Here is a 16,884-nt window from a genome sequence, read left to right on the forward strand (position 1 = left end):
GGCACTCAGAAGGCCGCCGGACCGCCATCGGCGGACCGGCGGCCTTTTCGTGATCAATCCGGCACCGCGGCCTGAATCGGGGTCGCGGCGCCCGAGACGACCAGCAGGCCCCGCCCCGGAGGCCCGCCGACGGCGCCGCGCGGCAGCCGTACGGCGAACAGGTCACCGTCGGCGGGGCTCTGCACGTTGAGCAGCAGGCCGGTCCTCCCCTTGCGCGCCTCGGCCGCGAACCCCCGGTAGGCCGTCGCGAGGTCGCCCGTGGCCCCCGCGACGAGCAGGCCGTGCTCGCCGTCCCGCCCGGTGCGCAGGATCTCGTCCAGGGCCAGGCCGAGCGCGGAGTCGGGGGAGATGAGCTCCGCGTCGTCCACGGCCACCACGTAGCGCTCGTGCCCGGCGACCAGAGCGAGCGGATCGAGAGCGCCCGGCAGGCCGCCGAAGTCGTCGGCGCCGCCCCCGGTCACGCTTCTGGCGTTGCCGTCCAGCACGGCGAGCACCCCCGGAGCCCCGGCGAGGTCGCGCAGCGGGCTGCGGCGCGGGGTCACGACGAGCACGGGCGTGCCCCGGTCGAGCAGCGAGCGCGCCGCCGTGACCAGCGCGGACGACCGTCCCGAGCGCGGCGGCCCGGCGATGACGGCGGCCGGTCCCTGGCCCTGCAGGTCCACGCCCATCGGGGTGAGGGCGTCGCCGCCCGCGCCGAGCAGCGCCCACAGGGCCGACGGCGGCCGGTGCGACGGCGCCAGGTCGAGCGCCTGCCTCGCCGTGATCCGCATCGGCAGCGCGTCCACCCGCAGCGGCGGCTCCGACGGCCAGGCCCACGTCCCGGGGAGGTCCGAGCCGGGGGTGCCGGTGCCGGGGGCGCCGGAGCCGAGGGTGCCGGAGCCGAGGAGGTCCGTGCCGCCGAACCGCGCCGCCGCCGTACGGGCGAGCTCCTGCAGGACGGCCACCTGCGCGGGGCCGGAGGGGTCGTCGCACAGCAGCGCGATCTGGCTCTCCGCCAGGCCGTGCTCGCCGACGGCCAGCGCCCTGCCCGGGGGCATGACGCTCGGCAGGTCGCGCATCGGCAGCCCGGCGAGCCCGTAGTCGGCGGGGTCGGCGAGCCGCAGCACGAGCCGGTCCTCGAAGACGGTGGAGATCTGCCCGAGCAGGCCCGACCGGTCGGAGGTGACCACGGCCCGCAGCCCCACGGCCGGCCCCTCCCTCAGCAGTTGCAGCATGGTGTCGACCAGCCGCCCGTAGTCGTAGTTCTCGAACGCGGCGACATACCCCTCCCAGCGGTCCACCAGCAGGACCAGCCAGGGCAGCGCGCCCACGCCCATGCGGTCGCGGGCGGCCCGCGACCGGGCGGCGGCGCGCGCCTCGGCCAGCGAGGCGTACCCGGCCTCGGCCAGCAGGTGCTGACGGCGTCCGACCTCCGCGCGCAGGCGGGTCAGCAGGCGCTCCACCCGGTCGAGCTGGTCGCGGGTGACGACCGCCCCGCAGTGCGGCAGCGCGACCAGCGGCAGCAGCGCGCCCGACCCGCAGTCGACGGCGTGGACGTGCACGTCCTCGGGGGAGGCGCCGGCCGCGATCGAGCCCGCGATCGTGCGCAGCGCGCTGGAGCGGCCGCTGCGCGCGCCGCCCGCGATCAGCAGGTGGCCGCCGTGCCGGGGGTCGAGCGTGAGGGGGCGCCGGCCCTGCTGCCACGGCAGGTCCGTCACGCCGAACGGCAGCGGCGGCACCTCCTCGGCCCCCGGCCGGTACGGCGCGGCGCCCGCGAGCAGGCCGCCGGGGGAGTCCGGGGCCCCGACGTCGAGGACGACCTGGTCGGGCAGCGGCGGCAGCCACGGGCTCGGCTGCCGGGGCACGTCGCTCCCGGCGTCCCGCAGCGCGTCCACGAGCAGGGCCAGGTCGCTGCCGCTCGCCGTCTGCGCGGGTGGGGCGGGCAGCGGGTGGCCGAGCGCCTGCCAGGGCAGGTCGAGGACGCGCACGTCCTGTCCCGCGTCGGCCGCCCCCGCGCCGCGCGGTTGTGGGGTGCGGCCGCCGATCCTGGCCGTCTGCACCGCCACGGGCGCGCCGGAGCCGGCCCGCACATAGCAGCGGCCGGGAGTCGTCCGCGAGATGTGTGCGGCGTCCGGCACGTCGATGACGTCGGCCGACTCGTTGGCGTCGGTGACGCGAAGCGCGATCCTGAGCGAGGTGTTGGCCTGGATGTCGGCGGTCACGACGCCGCCGGGCCGCTGGGTGGCGAGGATCAGGTGGATGCCGAGCGAGCGGCCCCGGCGCGCGATGTCGACCAGCCCCTCGACGAAGTCGGGCAGCTCCGCGACCAGGGCGGCGAACTCGTCGATGATCAGCACGAGCCGGGGCAGCGGCGGCAGGTCCTTGCTCCCCGCGGTCTCCGGCACCGGGGCGGCGAAGATGCCGCCGCCGCGCGCCCGCCGGACGCCGCCCGCGCCGAGCACCCAGGTGGCGCCGCGTGCCCGCTGGTAGTCCTCGATGTCCTTGGCCCCCGCGTCCAGCAGCAGGCGCTCCCTGCGCCGGATCTCGGCGGCCAGCGACGACAGGGCCCGCTGGGTCAGGTGGCCGTCGAGGTCGCTCACCATGCCGACCGTGTGCGGGAGCCGTACGCACTCCTTGAAGGCCGCGCCGCCCTTGTAGTCGATGAGCACGAACGTCATCTCGTCGGGCCGGTTGGCCACCGCGAGCGAGCAGATCAGCGTCTGGAGCAGCTCCGACTTGCCCGCGCCGGTCGTGCCCGCGACCAGGGCGTGCGGCCCGTCCCTGCTCAGGTCGACCTCGAACGGGCCTTCCGGTCCAACGCCGATCAGGGCCCGGGTCGTACGGCCCTGCCGCTCGGCGAGCGCGGCGGGGTCGAGGGACACCTCCAGCAGGTCGAGCAGGCGGACCGCGTCGGGCAGGGCGGCCGAGGGGTCGTCGCGGCTCACGTCGCGCAGAGGGGCCAGCGCGCGGGCCAGGCGTTCGGCCCAGGACGGCGAGACCTGGTCGGCGCGGATGCCGGTGATCGGGTCGAGCCCGCCGCCGTGGAGGCGCACCCCGCCCTCGCGGTCGCAGCACACGACCGTCGCGCACTCCTCGGGCAGCAGCCGCTCGTCGTCGTCGATCGCGATCGTGTAGACCCCGGCGCGCGGACCCTGCCGCAGCACCTGCGGCATGCCGGGCAGGCCGCGCAGCACCTGCGCGCCGTCGAGCACGACGAGCACGTCGAACGGCCGCTCGTCGTAGGTGGCGAAGGCCGGCTCGGCGGGCCGGTTGCCGCTCGCGCGGCCCAGGTCGTCCCAGCCGGTCGGGCCGCCGGACAGGCGGGCGCCGCGCGGCGCCCCGGGGTAGGGCCCCGAGCCGTTCTCGGCGTCGAGCCGCTCGGTCACCAGGGCGGCGAGTTCGGCGACCCGGCGGGCGGCGGCCTCGGGGTCGGCGCCGACGAGCGCGGCGCAGTCGGACGACAGAGCGCCGCCGCGGGCGGCGGCGTCGGGCGCGCAGTGCGGCAGCCAGCGGACCCAGCCCCACTGCCCGGCGCCGTCCGCGTTGGCGGACAGCACCACGATGGCCAGGTCGCGCGGGCTGTGCAGGGCGGCGGCCTGGCCGACGAGCCAGCGGGCGCAGCCGAGTGCCATGTCTCTGGGGCCGGTGAGCCCGGCCACGCCGAGACGCCGCATGACCAGCGCGACGGGGACGTCGTGGCAGGTGGGCGGCTCCCGGCGGGGCGCGTCCTGGGGCGTGCCGCTCTCGGGCTCGAACTCCAGGTCGGCGGGCAGGTCGGCCAGCCCCACGCGCAGCCGCAGCGCGTCGCGGTCGTGCACGCGGCGCTCCCACAGCCGGCGGCGCGGCCCGGTCGCGGTGAGCAGCACCTCGGCCGGATCGGGCGCGCCGCCGCGCCTGGCCTCCTCGTCCTGCCGCACCGCGCGGGCCACCTCCTGCTCGAACGCGGCCAGCCGCTCGCGGTACGCCTTGACCGCCCGGCGGTGCTTCTTCCTGCCGTGCCTGCGGTCGCTCACCCACTGGCCGATCATGATCAGCGGGGTCATGAACGCGATCAGCAGGTAGTACCACGTGTGGGTGACGACGGCCATGACCACACCGAGCACGGCGGGCAGCAGCGCGGCCAGCAACTGCAGCCGCATCCCCTCGCCCCGCTTCGGCTCCGTGGGGACCGTGAACCGCCGCTGCCGCTCGGGCCGTTGCAGGCGGGGCGGCCGGTTGTAGGCGAGCCCGCCGTCCGGCAGCGCGTCGAGGTGGGCGTCCGGCGGCAGGACCGGCCCGAGAGCGAACACCGAGCCGCCGCAGGCGAGCATGCCCCCGGCCGGCCACGGCGCCGCCTCCGTGAGCGGCTCGCCCGCGAGCCGGGCCACCGGGTCGCCCCCGGAGACCGCGGGGGTCGCCGGCTCCACCGTGGCCGTGCCGGGGGTCAGCCGCACCACCAGCGCGACCGGTGGCATCGCCGGATCGGGAACGGAGATCGCGCACGCGGGGTCGGCGCCGATCGTGTGCGCGCCGAGCCCGATCCGGTGGACGGCCCCCGCGCCGGGGCCGCCCACGACGCGCAGCTCCGCCGGCCCGCCGGGCTCCTCGGTCACCGTCGCCCCGGCGGCGTGGCCGTCGACGGCCACCAGGTCGCCATCCCTGAGCAGGCCGAACACGGGCGCGTCCGGATCGACAGGCCGGCCGTCGACCCACAGCTTCACCTCATCGGACGGCCGGGCCTGCGGGTCTCCCCGGTCTCCGCGGTCTCTCCGGTCCCCTCGGTCCAGGTCGTATGGCGCGCGGGCGTGCGGGAGCCGTACGACGTTGGCCGGGCGGGCGGCGGCGCCGCCGTCGAGCGCGGTGGCGAGGGCGGCGATCGTGGTGCTCTCGTCGCCCTCGACCAGCACGTCGCGGCGGCCGTCCCCGCCGACCACGGTGAGCGTTATCCGCATGCGCGAACTCCCAGAAGGCGGTTGTGCGGCGGCCTCGCGGAAAGCGTTTCATCCCGGGGCGTCCCCGTGAAGATCTCCGGGTGCGCGGGCCGCGTGGCCCGCGGGGCCACGCTAGCCGCGACTCCCGCGCTCATCCGGGCGTTTCCCGGAAACGGTAAAGGTGCCTGTCATCGCGCGCTTCGTACGACGCCGTCGTGAACATGCCCCCCGCGTCTACCCGTCGCCCGCGCGACACCGGCGCGCCCCTCCGGCTTGCCCGGATGCCGTGGTACGAACAGTGTGAATGGTGTGACAATCGAGAAAGAAGTGCAAACGTACTATCACGAAATATCGTGTCAGTAAACCCGTGTATCGATATGACGATAGATCCACTCCCGTTGACAGGCGTATTCCTAACGGATAAGCATGGGTCGCCACTTCGCGGCACTTATGGCGGCGCGAGCTGGCCATAATGGAGTGAATTCGCAACAAACGGCAAGACCATAAACAGATTCGAGCGGCCCGAAAACAGATGGGCGCCCTCATCCCTTGGGAGTCCCCCACCCATGAGGACCAGCGAGAAGACGTCGCAGGACGGCCGGGCACCCGCACGGCCGGGCCTGTCCGGACCGGCCGCACGAAAGCTGCCCGTTCCGCCGAGGGAGCGCAAGCCCGCGCTCGCCGCGCTCGCCGTCCTCCTCATCCTGGGCGGCGCGCTGGCCACCACGCTGCTGGTCATGCGCAGCGGCGACCGCGTCTCGGCCGTGCAGATCACCCAGCAGGTGGGGGCCGGGCAGCGCATTCCGCAGTCCGCGATGCGGGAGGTGCAGATCGCCGACACCGGCGTCGACTACGTCCCCTGGCGGTTCAGGGAACAGGTGGCCACCACGTACGCCGCCGTGACGCTGCTGCCGGGCACGCTGCTCACCCAGCGCATGACCGCCACGACGACCGACCAGGTCGGGCCGGGCAGGGCCAAGGTGGGCCTGTCCCTGAAGGCCGGCCAGATGCCCACCGACCTCAAATGGAGCGACATCGTCCAGGTGATCTACGTGCCGGCGGCGGGCCGGGGGTCGGGCAGCGCCCAGCAGAAGGTGCTGGCCACCGCCGCCCGCGTCGAGAGCGCGTCCTCCGGGCGGTCCGGGGGCGGGCTGGTCACGATCGTCGTGGACACGTCGATCGCGCCCGCCATCGCCCAGTACGCCTCCAGCGGGGAGATCGCCCTCGTCACGCTCCCGGGGGTCAAGTGACGTGGCGCTGATCGTGCTCGCCGCCGACAAGGGGGCGCCCGGCGTGACCACCGCGGCGACCGCCCTCGGCGCCGTGTGGCCCCGTCCCGTGCTGCTGGCCGAGTGTGATCCCTCCGGCGGCGATCTCGCCTATCGGCTGCCGGGCGACGACGGGAGCGTGCTGAACCCGGGACGCGGCCTGCTCAGCCTCGGCGCGGTCGCGCGGCGCGGGCTCCACGCGGAGCTGATCTACGAGCACACGCAGCGACTCGTCGGCGGCCTCGACGTGCTGGCCGGCCTGACCAGCGGCGAGCAGGCGGCCGGCCTCACCTGGCTGTGGGGCCCGCTCGGCCGGGCGCTGGCCGCCCTGCCGCAGGCCGACGTGCTCGCCGACTGCGGCAGGCTCGGGCTGCACCCCCAGATCGGCGACCTGGTGGCCGAGGCCGACCAGGTGGTGCTGTTCACCCGGGCCAGCCTCGACCACGTCGCCCACCTGCGCGAACGGCTTTCGCTCATCGGGCGGAAGGTCGGGATCGTGGTGATCGCCGACCCCCGGTCGTACCGGTCGTCCCTGGAGGAGATCCGGCGCATCGTCTCCGGCTGGGACGTCGCCTTCGTCGGCGGTCTCGCGTACGACCCGAAGGGCGCCGAACTGCTGCGCGGCCAGTGGGGCGGGCGGCTCGACCGCAGCCTCCTGATCCGTACGGCCAGGGAGCTGGCCACCCGCCTGGCCACGCAGCTGGCCGCCGGCGGCGAGACGGCGGCGCCTCCCGTCGTCAGACGGGCGACCAGGGAGCCGGAGGTGCGGTCGTGAGCTCCCAGCGGCGTCCCATCGACCACGGCCTGGTGAAGCGCTTCCGGCAGGAGGTCGGCGACCGGCTGGCGCACCAGCGGCGGCTCGACCAGGCGAGCGGCGTGCCGCCGATGTCGGGGGAGGACGAGCGGCAGTTCGCCCGGGCGCTGATCGCGCAGGTGCTGGAGGAGCACGCGCGCGGCGAGATCGGCGTCGGACGCACCCCGCCCACCGCCGAGGAGGAGGAGGCGCTGGCGGCGGGCATCCACGCGGCGCTGTTCGGCGTCGGCCGCCTCCAGCCGCTGCTCGACGACCCCGAGGTCGAGAACATCGACATCAACGGCTGCGACCGGGTCTTCGTCGGCTACGCCGACGGCCAGGAGCTCATGCAGGACCCCGTCGCGGACAGCGACGAGGAGCTCATCGAGCTGATCCAGATCCTGGCGGCGTACTCCGGCCTGTCGTCGCGGCCGTTCGACACCGCCAACCCGCAGCTCGACCTGCGCCTGCCGGACGGCTCCCGGCTGTCGGCCGTCATGGACGTCACCGTGCGGCCGGCGTTGTCGATCCGCCGCGCGCGTCTCGGCAAGGTGTTCCTCAGCGACCTCGTCGGCAACGGCACGCTCACCCCCGAGCTAGGCCGGTTCCTCAACGCCGCGGTGGCCGCGCGCAAGAACATCATGATCGCGGGATCGACGAACGCGGGGAAGACGACGATGCTGCGGGCGCTGGCCAACGAGATCCCGCCGCACGAGCGGCTGATCACGGTGGAGCGGGCGCTGGAGCTCGGGCTGGACCAGTTCCCCGAGCTGCACCCGAACGCGGTGGCCTTCGAGCACCGCCTGCCCAACGCCGAGGGGCAGGGCGAGATCACGATGGCCGAGCTGGTGCGGCGGTCGCTGCGCATGAACCCCTCGCGGGTGATCGTCGGCGAGGTGCTGGGCGACGAGATCGTCACGATGCTCAACGCGATGACCCAGGGCAACGACGGGTCGCTGTCGACGATCCACGCCAACTCCAGCATGGAGGTGTTCAACCGCATCGCGACCTACGCGCTGCAGGCCGCGGAGCGGCTGCCGATCGAGGCCACCCACATGCTCATCGCCGGGGCCATCGACTTCGTGGTGTTCATCGAGAAGCGCAACGACTACCACCGGGGAGGCACCCTGCGGCGCTACGTGTCCAGCGTGCGGGAGGTCACGGGCTGCGACGGGCGGGTGCTGTCCTCGGAGGTGTTCGCCATGGCGGGCGACTACCTGGTGCCGCACGCCCCGATCTCCTGCGCCGATGAGCTGGCCGCCCACGGGTACGACCCGGCGCGGGGAGCGTGGCGATGAGCGGCCTGCTGCCGGCGCTGCCTCCCGGCGTCCTCGACCCTCTGGTGCTGCTGGCCGGGGCCGCGGCGGGCGGCGGGCTCTTCCTGTTCGCCCTGGCCGTCTACGGCCTGCGCCCCCGCCCGGCCACGCCGGACGGCCGGGCCGAGCGGATGCGCCTGCTGCGCACCCTGTCCACGCGGTCGGCGATCGCTGCGGTGACGGGGGTCGTGGTGCTGGTGGTGACCGGCTGGCCGGTCATCGCGGCGGGAGCCGTGCTGCTGGTCCTGGCCTGGCGGGGCTTCACCGGCGGCGCGGCGGAGGAGCGGGCCGCCATGCGGCGCCTTGAGGGCCTGGCGGCGTGGACGGAGTCGCTGCGCGACACGATCGCGGGCGCGGCCGGGCTCGAACAGGCCATCCCCTCCTCGATCCGGGCCGCGGCCCCCATGCTGCAACCGCACCTGCGGGCCCTGGTCGACCGGCTCCACACGCGGATGCCGCTCGCCGACGCGCTGCGGATGTTCGCCGACGAGCTGGACGACCCCTCGGCCGACCTCGTCGTGGCGGCGCTGATCCTCAACTCGCGGCTGCGCGGGCCGGGCCTGCGCGACGTGCTGTCGGCCCTGGCGGTCTCGGCCCGCGAGGAGCTGGACATGCGCCGGCGGGTGGAGGCCGAGCGAAGGTCCACGCGCAAGAGCGTGCAGATCGTGGTCGGCACCGCCCTCGCCTTCGCCGCCGCACTGGTCGTCTTCAACCGCTCCTACGTCGAGGAATACAACTCGGTGCTCGGCCAGGCCGTGCTCGTCGTGGTGGCGGGCCTGTTCGGCGCGGGGTTCGCCTGGATGCGGCGGCTCGCCCGCTTCGACAAGCCGGCCAGGATCCTCGCCCCCTACCACCGCCCGCGGTCCCAGGTGGCCGCGCAGGCGCAGCAGCCGGCGGCGGAGGTGGCCAGATGATCGCGACGGTGCTCTGCGGAGCCGTGCTCGGCCTCGGGCTCTTCCTGCTGGCGCGGGCGCTGTTCCCGCCCCGGCCCGGCCTGACCGCCCGGCTCGCCGCGCTCGACCAGGCCCGTGACGGCAAGGGCGTGCCGCTGGCGCCGCTGATCGCGCCTGAGGAGGATGTCAGCGAGTTGCGCCGCATGCTCGGCCTGCGGCTCGCCCGGTTCTACGCGGCGCGCGGCTGGGAGGCGCGGTCGATCAAGGCCGACCTCGCGCTGCTCGGCAAGTCGTTCGAGGGGTTCCTCGCGACCAAGCTGCTGCTCGGGGTCTCGGGCCTGCTGGCGTTCCCGCTCCTCGTCGGCTGGCTCGCGCTGATGGGATGGGGCGTCTCGGTGCAGGTGCCGCTCTGGTCGGCCCTCGTCGTCTGCGTGATCTTCTTCCTGCTGCCCGACGCGCAGATCCGGCGGGACGCCGCCGTACGCCGCCGGGACTTCCGGCACGCCGTGGGCGCCTTCCTCGACCTCGTGTCGATGAACCTCGCGGGCGGCAGGGGCGTGCCCGAGGCGCTGATGATGGCGGTGGCCGTGGGCAGTCCGGTCACCACGCCCGGGGCGCTGAACGGCACCGTGAACAGCGCTGTCAACGGCGTCGCGAACGGCGCCGTGAACAGCGCTATCACCGGGGCCGCGAACGGCGCGGGGCCCGCCCCGGGCGCCAACTGGGCGATGGAGCGCATCCGCGAGGCGCTGGCCAACGCCCGGATCGTCGGCATCACCCCCTGGCAGGCCCTTGGCCGGCTCGGCGACGAGATCAACGTGGACGAGCTGCGGGACCTGTCGGCCGCGCTCGGTCTCGTGGCCGACGACGGCGCCAAGGTCCGGGCCTCCCTCACGGCCCGCGCCGCCACCCTCCGCCGCCGCGAACTCGCGGAGGTCGAGGGCAAGGCGGGTGAGCGGTCCCAGTCGATGCTCGTCGCCCAGCTCCTGCTGTGCGCGGGCTTCGTGATCTTCCTTTCCTTCCCTGCAGCCATGAAGATGTTGGGGGCCTGATGCTCTGGTTCCACTATCTGATCGCCGTGCTCCACGTACGGCTGGACCGCGCGAGGAACGCCCCGTCCAGGGGAGCCTCCGCGGTCGAATGGGTGATCATCACCGCCATCATCGCCGGAGTCGCGCTCGGCCTGGCCACGCTGATCAAGCAGTTGGTCGAGCAGAAGCAGTCCGACATCCAGAACAGCTTCAGTGGCGGCGGTGCGGACGGCGGTGGGGGTGCCGGCGGAGGTGCCGGGGAGTGACCGCTCAGGGCGTGACCGGCCCCCGCGCCCCGGCCGGAGTGCGCCGCGAGCGGGGCGCGACGGTCATCGAGCTCGCCATGCTCATGCCGATCGTCCTCGCCGTCGTGCTGCTGATCGTCCAGGTCACGCTCTGGTTCCACGGCCGCCAGGTCGCCGACGCCGCCGCGCGGGAGGGCGCGCGGATCGCCCGTGCGGGCGGTTCCGACGGCTGGCAGGAGGCGGCCGAGGGCAAGGCGCGGCAGATCGTGCAGGCGATCGGACCGCAGTTGCTGAAGAACGCCCAGGCGCAGGCGTGGGAGCAGGGCGACCAGCGCGGCGTGGAGGTGACCGGCAGCGCCGTCCAGGTGGTGCCGTTGCTGCCCGCGATGACCTTCACGATCACGTCACGCTTCGGCGGGCCCATCGAGTGCTTCCGCCCCGACGACGGCTCGGACGGCTGCGAATGACCCGGTCGGGGCGCGGGATGAGGCGCGGGAGGGAGCAGGGGAGGGAGCGCGGCTCGATGACGGCCGAGACGGTCATGCTGGCCCCGCTGTTCCTGCTCTTCCTGATGTTCCTCGTCGGCGCGGGCCGGATCGTGGAGGCCCAGGGAGAGGTCAACGGGGCCGCGCGGGACGCCGCCCGGGCCGCCTCCGTGCAGCGCACCGAGGCGGAGGCAGAGTCGGCCGCGAAGGAGGCCGCCGAGGCGTCGCTCTCCGGCGACTGCTCACCGCAGGTGGACATGTCCGGCAGCGAGTGGGAGATGGACGGCGTCGTCCGGATGACCGTGACCTGCGAGCTGAACCTCGACTTCCTCGGGTTCGGCGCCGCCAAGCAGATGTCGGGCACCTCGGTCGTGCCGCTCGAGAAGTATCGGAGGGTGAAGTGAGGGTGCCGCCGCCGGTCGGAGGCGGGCGGGCGGGCGAGCGGGGTTCCATGTCGGTGTTCGTGGTCCTCTTCTCGGGGGTGGTGTTCCTGCTGGCCGGGCTGCTGGTGGACGGCGGGGCCGCCATGAACGCCCGCCTCAAGGCCGCCGACATCGCCGAGCAGGCCGCCCGCGCCGCCGCCGACCAGATCGACGTCGAGACGTTGCGCGCCACCGGCGAGGTGCGGTTGCTCGCCGACGAGGGCGCGGTGTGCGGCGCGGCCGAGAAGATCACCGCGGACCAGGGGGCCGACGGCGTACGCATGACCGAGTGCACCGTGGGCGGAGGCCAGGCGGACGTCACGGTGGCGGTGTCGGTGCACTGGGACGCCTTCTTCCTGTCCGCGCTGGGCTTCGCGGGCTCCGACATGGAGGCCGAGGCCACGGCCGCTCCTGATCCGGGGGAGGCGTGACCGGGCCACGGCCGCCGGGCGGCCGGCGGGAGGAGTTCAACCGCGAGGCCCGGCGGGGGCCCGGGTGGGAGGTCGCGCGCGGGGTCCAGGGCGGCGGAGCCCCCGGGCGGAACCCGCGGGCTGATTCCGATGCGACGGCGGGCGGCGTGCCGGGCCGTGGCCCGCGACCGCGCCCGGAGGGCATGCCGTCGGTGCTGGGGCCGCAGCGGGCGCCCGAGCACTGGCAGGACGACCGGCCCGTGCGGCTGCGGGCCCGGCGCACGGCCGGAGACGTCCTCGCCGGCCTCGGGGCCCTGGTCGCGCTGGTGGGCCTGGTGGGCGGCGTGCCGTACGCGTTGCTCCGGCTCGCCGGCCCCCCGATCAGCGGCGACCTGCTGAACCCGGACCTGTTCACGAGCGAGGTCGGGCCCGAGACGATCATCGCGATCCTGATCCTTCTGGTGTGGCTGGCCTGGCTGCAGCTGTTCCTGTGCGTGGTCGTCGAGGTCTACGCGGCGCTGCGGCGGGTCGGCATGCCGGCCCGGGTGCCGCTGTCGGGCGGCACCCAGGCGCTCGCGAACCGCCTGGTCTCCGCCGTGCTGCTGCTGTTCACCGCGACCGCCGTGGCGATCCCCATCGTCCGCGCGGGCGCCCCCGCCCCGATCCGGCCCCAGGTCGCGGCGCTGTCGGCGCCGGTGCCGCAGACCGAGGCGGAGCGACCGGCCCTGCACGCCAGGGAGGTCAAGAAGGTCTACGTGGTCCAGCCCCCGCACGGGCGCCACCACGAGAGCCTGTGGGAGATCGCGGACAAGTGCCTGGGGGACGGGCGCCGCTATCCGGAGATCTACCGGCTCAACCAGCACAAGGAGCAGCCCGACGGCAGCCGCCTGCACATGGCCGACCTCATCCGTCCCGGCTGGGTGCTCGACATGCCGGACGACGCCAGGAACGTCCACATCGTGCCGGTGGACGAGGACCGGCCGGAGACCCTGAAGGAGCACCGCCACGCGCCCGCCGAACTCGACGGCGACACCCGGTACGCCGGGGGAGGGGCGACCGGCGGCGACGCCCAGGCCGACCGGCACGCGACGGAGGACAGGCGCGCGGAGGACCGGCACGCGACGCCGGACCCGCGTCCCACCGCCGGCTCGCACACGGGTTCGCACACCGGAGCGGACACGGGGAACCCGGCGGGAGACGAGGCGGACACCACCCGGCCCGACGGCGCTCAGCCGGGCGAAGCCGGGCGGTCAGGCGACGCGGGCCACGAGCGGGGCAGGGTGACACCCGAGCCGGGCAAGCCGGGGATCGTGCTGCCGCCGCCCGCGATGCCGCAGGACACGCCGTCGGAGCCGAAGGGCCGCACCGGCGATGCGAAGGACACGCCCGCCACGACCCGCGCGACGCCCACCCCGCGTCCGATCATCACGACCACCGTCCAGCCCACGATCGCGCCGGCGGAAGCGGGCCACCAGACCGCGGCCGAGGAGGCAGGGGAGCAGCAGGGCGGGCCGGTCCTCGCCGACTACCTGGCCGCCTCGTCGCTGGCGGCGGCAGGGCTGCTGGCCCTGCTCGGCCGCAGGCGGCGGGAGCAGTTGTGGCGCCGGGCCTTCGGATGGCGCATCGCCCGGCCGCGCGGAGACGCCGCCGAGGCCGAGGTCGCCATCCGCCTCGGCGCCGACGCCCCCGGCGGCCGCATGCTCGACCTCGGCCTGCGCCTGCTCGGCCGCCTGCTGGCCGACGCCGGCCGGCGCCCTCCGACGATCTACGCCGTCCACCTGTCCAACCGGGGCCTCGACCTGTGGATCCACCCGTCCGAACAGGACGCGCCCGAGCCCTGGGAGTCCTGCGACGACGGGCAGGTGTGGCGCCTTCCGGCCCACGAGGGACGCCGCATCGACGAGCACGTGCTGGCGGGGGTGCCCGCGCCCTACCCCGGGCTGGTCTCGCTCGGCACCGGGCAGGGCGGCCGGGTCCTGGCCGATCTGGAGGCCGCCCACGGCGTGATCTCGATCACCGGGGCGCACACCGTCGCCGCGCTGTCGGCGCTCGCCGTCGAGCTGGCCACCAACCGGTGGTCCGACCAGATGCGCATCACGCTCGTCGGCTTCGGCGAGGAGCTGACCCTGCTCGCGCCCGAGCGGATCAGGACGGCGAGCAGCCTGGCCGAGGTGCTGCCGGAGTTCGAGGAGCGTGCCCGCTACGACGGCGACGTGCTGACCGGCCGGATCCACAGCCGCGTGGCCGACCCCGCCTACACCCCGCACTACCTCCTGTCGGCCATCCGCCCCGACGAGGACGAGGCGCGCCGCCTGGCGCTGCTCGGCAAGGGCACGCGGACGGCGAGCGGCTTCGTGATCGCGGGCGAGGTGCCGCACGCCACCTGGACGTGGGAGGTCACCGACGACGGCCGGGCCCGTGTGGACGCCTTGGGCCTGGACATCGATGCCCACCTGCTGCCGCGCCGGCACTACGACGCCGTGATCGGCCTCTTCCGCACGGCCCGGCAGCAGGAGGGCGAGCCGCTCACCCCGGTGGTGGAGCGGCTGAGCGAGGAGCCGCCCTCCATCGAGGTGCGCATCCTCGGTCCGATCGAGATCAGCCCGGTGAACCCGCTCGAAGAGGGCCGGGCGGCCCTCGCCCACGAGCTCGTCGTCTACCTGGCCACCCATCCGGACGGTGTGCACCCGGCCGTGCTGACCGGCGTGCTGTGGCCGCGTGGCGTGCAGCTCGCGGTGCGCGACGCCACGATCGCCAGGGTCGCCGAGTGGCTCGGGCGCGACGGCGAGGGACGCCCCCACCTGTTCCTCGACCGGTCCGGGCGGCTGCGGCTCGGGCCGGAGATCCGTACAGACTGGCGGCTGTTCCAGGACCTCGTACGGCAGGCCGGCGAATGGGCCGACGCCGCCGCTCCCGCGGACGGCAGGCCCGGTGACATGGAGGCCGGCCTGCTGGAGCGCGCGCTCACGCTGGTGCGCGGCCCGCTGCTGAGCGGCAGGCCGCCCGACCGGTACGCCTGGCTGGCGGCCGACCCATTGGAGTACGACGTGACGGCCTGGGTGGCGGACGCCGCCCACGCGCTGTGCGAGATTCGGCTGGCCCGCCACGACCCGCACGGCGCGGTGGCGGCGGCCCGGGCCGGGCTGCTGCTCGCGGCCGACGACGAGGGGCTGTGGCGCGATCTGCTCCGGGCGGCGCACGCCACCGGGGAGCCCGTGCGGCTGCGGGCGGTCGTCGACGGCCTGCTGCGCCGCGCCACCTCCCACCCGTACGGCGGCGGGATGGCGCCGGAGACGGAGGCGCTGATCGACGAGCTGCTGCCCGACTGGCGCCGGACCGTCTCCCCTGACCTCCGAAACCCGGTTCTCCGGAGCCCGGCGCTCAGGAACCCTGCCGCCGCAGACCGGGCCGCCGCGGACCGGGCCGCCGCAGACCGGGCCGCCGGAGACCCGGCGGACCTCAGAACCTCACGTCTCGCCTGATCGGAGCCCCAATGCCAGGGACGTCCTCCCGCGCGCCGCTCCTGCCGGCGTGCCTGCTGCTCCTGTCGGCGTGCGCCGTGCCGGACGCGGACCGGGGTTTCACCCCGGGCGGCGGCGTGGAGCCGGCCGCCGCGGCGGCCTCCGGGACGCCGGGCCCGCAGCCGGGCACCGAGACGGTCACGGCGGCGCCCGGACTGACGATCGAGATCGAATGGCCGCTGGAGCCCGACCCGAAGCGGTCGGCCGTGATCAAGGCGTTCGCCGGCGACTTCACGGCGCAGTGGCGGGCCGTCGGCACCTCCGGCGGGGACCGCTCGTACGCGAAGGGGATCGATGCCGAGTCGTCCGCCTACATGGAGGCCGTCACCTGGGTGCAGGGATTCCTCAAGGACAGGCAGTCGGCCCGGGGCGTGGCCAGGCTCTACGCCCTGAGGGTGCCCTCCGTCATGGGACGCGGGGCGGAGGCCGACGGCTGCGTCGATCTGACCGGCGTGCGGCTGACCGACCAGGAGGGCACCCCGCTGTCCCGTCAGCCCGCCTGGCTCAAACCCCCGAAGGCGGTCTTCCTGCAGACCGCCGGCCTGGGGCACGGCGACGACGGCGTCTGGCGGATCCGGCTCTACCGCCACGCGGACTATCCGGACGAGCGCGCGAAGGAGTGCCTGAGATGAGGGCCATTGCTGTGACGTCCCTGCTGGCGGGGGCCCTGCTCGCGGTGTGCGCGCCGCCCGCCGCCGCCGACCCGGACGTCGGGGCGCACGGAGAGGCGTTCCAGAAGGGCAACACGGCCGGCGTCAAGCTGACCAACTCCAAGATCGGCCTGTCCGGCAACGGGCTCGGCGGCAAGAGCGACGGCTACCGGATGCCCCGCCCCTGCTGGTATGAGCCGAACAGTTCGGCCGACGACATGCGCGGCCTCCAGGCGCAGCAGAAGAAGCAGGCGGTGGAGGCGGGGCTGGACTACGACGTCGATCTCGACAGGTTCGGCGAGAAGATCGGTGACAAGGGCCAGTGGTGGGGCGCCGCCTACGACGCCGGCAACCCGGACGGAGCCTCGTGCGCCGCCGGACTCGAGCCGCTCATCTGGGTGCCCGAAGGGACGGCCCCCGCCGGAGGCATCACGCTGGAGCAGCTCATGCAGATCGCGCGGGCCGCGCTGACCGTGCCGGAGCCGAAGATCAAACTGAGCCCGGACGCCAAGAGCTACGTCAACCTGGGGACCTGGGTGTGGCTGGACGGAGCCGAGGCCGCCCCCCGGTCCGTCACCGCCACGCTTCCCGGGGTCATGTCCGCCACCGTCACGGCGACGCCGGACCACCTCGAGATCGACCCCGGCACCAAGGAGGACGACCGCGCCGAGGTGTTCACGGACTGCGGCACCACCGGCAAGCCGTACGTCAAGGGCGCCGACAAGGACGGGAAGGGCGAACCGGAGTGCGGCGTCATCTACCGGCACTCCTCCGTCGACCTGCCGGGCAAGGTCTACACGCTCACCGTGACGAGCGTCTGGACCGTCGCCGGCAACGGCAACCAGGGCGGCGAGGCCGTCCCGTTCGCGTACGACCCGATCCAGGTCGCCGCGACCAGGGACGTGCCCGTCGGCGAGGTCCAGAGCATCGTCAAGGAATGAGGTCCACCGCGCCGCGCCGT

At 74.8% G+C, this 16,884-nt stretch carries 13 protein-coding genes; 12 read left to right on the top strand and 1 reads right to left on the bottom strand.

Translation table 11 applies throughout. The features are described from left to right. Positions 1-53 precede the first annotated feature (53 nt). Entirely contained in the window at positions 54-4,910 is a 4,857-nt protein-coding gene (locus tag ACGFIB_RS15710; protein WP_393372177.1) for an FtsK/SpoIIIE domain-containing protein, read from the bottom strand. Between the two features lie 545 nt (positions 4,911-5,455). Here ACGFIB_RS15710 and ACGFIB_RS15715 point away from each other — a divergent pair. The 12 genes from ACGFIB_RS15715 to ACGFIB_RS15770 are packed head-to-tail and all read left to right on the top strand — an operon-like array spanning position 5,456 to position 16,864. Then, positions 5,456-6,139: a hypothetical protein gene (locus tag ACGFIB_RS15715; protein WP_142569339.1), complete on the top strand. Its 684-nt coding sequence runs from the start codon at positions 5,456-5,458 to the stop codon at positions 6,137-6,139. Position 6,140: 1 nt separating this feature from the next. Next, positions 6,141-6,932, top strand: a complete 792-nt coding sequence (locus tag ACGFIB_RS15720) for a hypothetical protein (protein ID WP_142569341.1) — start codon at positions 6,141-6,143, stop codon at positions 6,930-6,932. Continuing rightward, the gene (locus ACGFIB_RS15725; RefSeq protein WP_229689535.1) at positions 6,929-8,248 is read left to right on the top strand and encodes a CpaF family protein; all 1,320 of its coding nucleotides are present in this window, start codon (positions 6,929-6,931) and stop codon (positions 8,246-8,248) included. Before ACGFIB_RS15720 ends, ACGFIB_RS15725 begins: the two co-directional genes overlap by 4 nt. After that, a complete protein-coding gene (locus ACGFIB_RS15730; RefSeq protein WP_142569343.1) occupies positions 8,245-9,180 on the top strand; it encodes a type II secretion system F family protein in 936 nt (311 codons plus the stop codon). The genes ACGFIB_RS15725 and ACGFIB_RS15730 overlap by 4 nt, the downstream gene beginning before the upstream one ends. After that, positions 9,177-10,211: a type II secretion system protein gene (locus ACGFIB_RS15735; RefSeq protein ID WP_393372181.1), complete on the top strand. Its 1,035-nt coding sequence runs from the start codon at positions 9,177-9,179 to the stop codon at positions 10,209-10,211. Before ACGFIB_RS15730 ends, ACGFIB_RS15735 begins: the two co-directional genes overlap by 4 nt. Continuing rightward, entirely contained in the window at positions 10,211-10,456 is a 246-nt protein-coding gene (locus ACGFIB_RS15740; RefSeq protein WP_357018346.1) for a hypothetical protein, read from the top strand. The genes ACGFIB_RS15735 and ACGFIB_RS15740 overlap by 1 nt, the downstream gene beginning before the upstream one ends. Beyond that, positions 10,453-10,902 carry a TadE/TadG family type IV pilus assembly protein gene (locus tag ACGFIB_RS15745; protein WP_229689536.1) on the top strand — a complete coding sequence of 150 codons (450 nt, stop codon included), beginning with the start codon at positions 10,453-10,455 and terminating at the stop codon, positions 10,900-10,902. The genes ACGFIB_RS15740 and ACGFIB_RS15745 overlap by 4 nt, the downstream gene beginning before the upstream one ends. 56 nt (positions 10,903-10,958) lie before the next feature. Then, a complete protein-coding gene (locus ACGFIB_RS15750; protein WP_357239093.1) occupies positions 10,959-11,324 on the top strand; it encodes a TadE/TadG family type IV pilus assembly protein in 366 nt (121 codons plus the stop codon). Next, the gene (locus ACGFIB_RS15755; RefSeq protein ID WP_229689537.1) at positions 11,321-11,773 is read left to right on the top strand and encodes a pilus assembly protein TadG-related protein; all 453 of its coding nucleotides are present in this window, start codon (positions 11,321-11,323) and stop codon (positions 11,771-11,773) included. Before ACGFIB_RS15750 ends, ACGFIB_RS15755 begins: the two co-directional genes overlap by 4 nt. Beyond that, positions 11,770-15,234, top strand: coding sequence for a hypothetical protein (locus tag ACGFIB_RS15760; protein ID WP_393372184.1), 3,465 nt, complete (start codon positions 11,770-11,772; stop codon positions 15,232-15,234). The genes ACGFIB_RS15755 and ACGFIB_RS15760 overlap by 4 nt, the downstream gene beginning before the upstream one ends. An 11-nt stretch (positions 15,235-15,245) precedes the next feature. Further along, positions 15,246-15,905: a hypothetical protein gene (locus ACGFIB_RS15765; RefSeq protein WP_393372187.1), complete on the top strand. Its 660-nt coding sequence runs from the start codon at positions 15,246-15,248 to the stop codon at positions 15,903-15,905. Beyond that, complete coding sequence (locus ACGFIB_RS15770) at positions 15,902-16,864, top strand: hypothetical protein (protein WP_393372190.1); 963 nt, start codon at positions 15,902-15,904, stop codon at positions 16,862-16,864. The genes ACGFIB_RS15765 and ACGFIB_RS15770 overlap by 4 nt, the downstream gene beginning before the upstream one ends. Positions 16,865-16,884: the final 20 nt, after the last annotated feature.

The sequence above is a fragment of the Microbispora bryophytorum genome, from assembly GCF_043197435.1.
Classification (GTDB): Bacteria; Actinomycetota; Actinomycetes; order Streptosporangiales; family Streptosporangiaceae; genus Microbispora; species Microbispora bryophytorum.

What these genes read in the sequence shown, in the direction of transcription:
- ACGFIB_RS15710 (WP_393372177.1), bottom strand. Translation starts at nt 4,910, where the DNA reads ATGCGGATAACGCTCACCGTGGTCGGCGGGGACGGCCGCCGCGACGTG.
- ACGFIB_RS15715 (WP_142569339.1), top strand. Translation starts at nt 5,456, where the DNA reads ATGAGGACCAGCGAGAAGACGTCGCAGGACGGCCGGGCACCCGCACGG.
- ACGFIB_RS15730 (WP_142569343.1), top strand. Translation starts at nt 8,245, where the DNA reads ATGAGCGGCCTGCTGCCGGCGCTGCCTCCCGGCGTCCTCGACCCTCTG.
- ACGFIB_RS15735 (WP_393372181.1), top strand. Translation starts at nt 9,177, where the DNA reads ATGATCGCGACGGTGCTCTGCGGAGCCGTGCTCGGCCTCGGGCTCTTC.
- ACGFIB_RS15740 (WP_357018346.1), top strand. Translation starts at nt 10,211, where the DNA reads ATGCTCTGGTTCCACTATCTGATCGCCGTGCTCCACGTACGGCTGGAC.
- ACGFIB_RS15750 (WP_357239093.1), top strand. Translation starts at nt 10,959, where the DNA reads ATGACGGCCGAGACGGTCATGCTGGCCCCGCTGTTCCTGCTCTTCCTG.
- ACGFIB_RS15765 (WP_393372187.1), top strand. Translation starts at nt 15,246, where the DNA reads ATGCCAGGGACGTCCTCCCGCGCGCCGCTCCTGCCGGCGTGCCTGCTG.
- ACGFIB_RS15770 (WP_393372190.1), top strand. Translation starts at nt 15,902, where the DNA reads ATGAGGGCCATTGCTGTGACGTCCCTGCTGGCGGGGGCCCTGCTCGCG.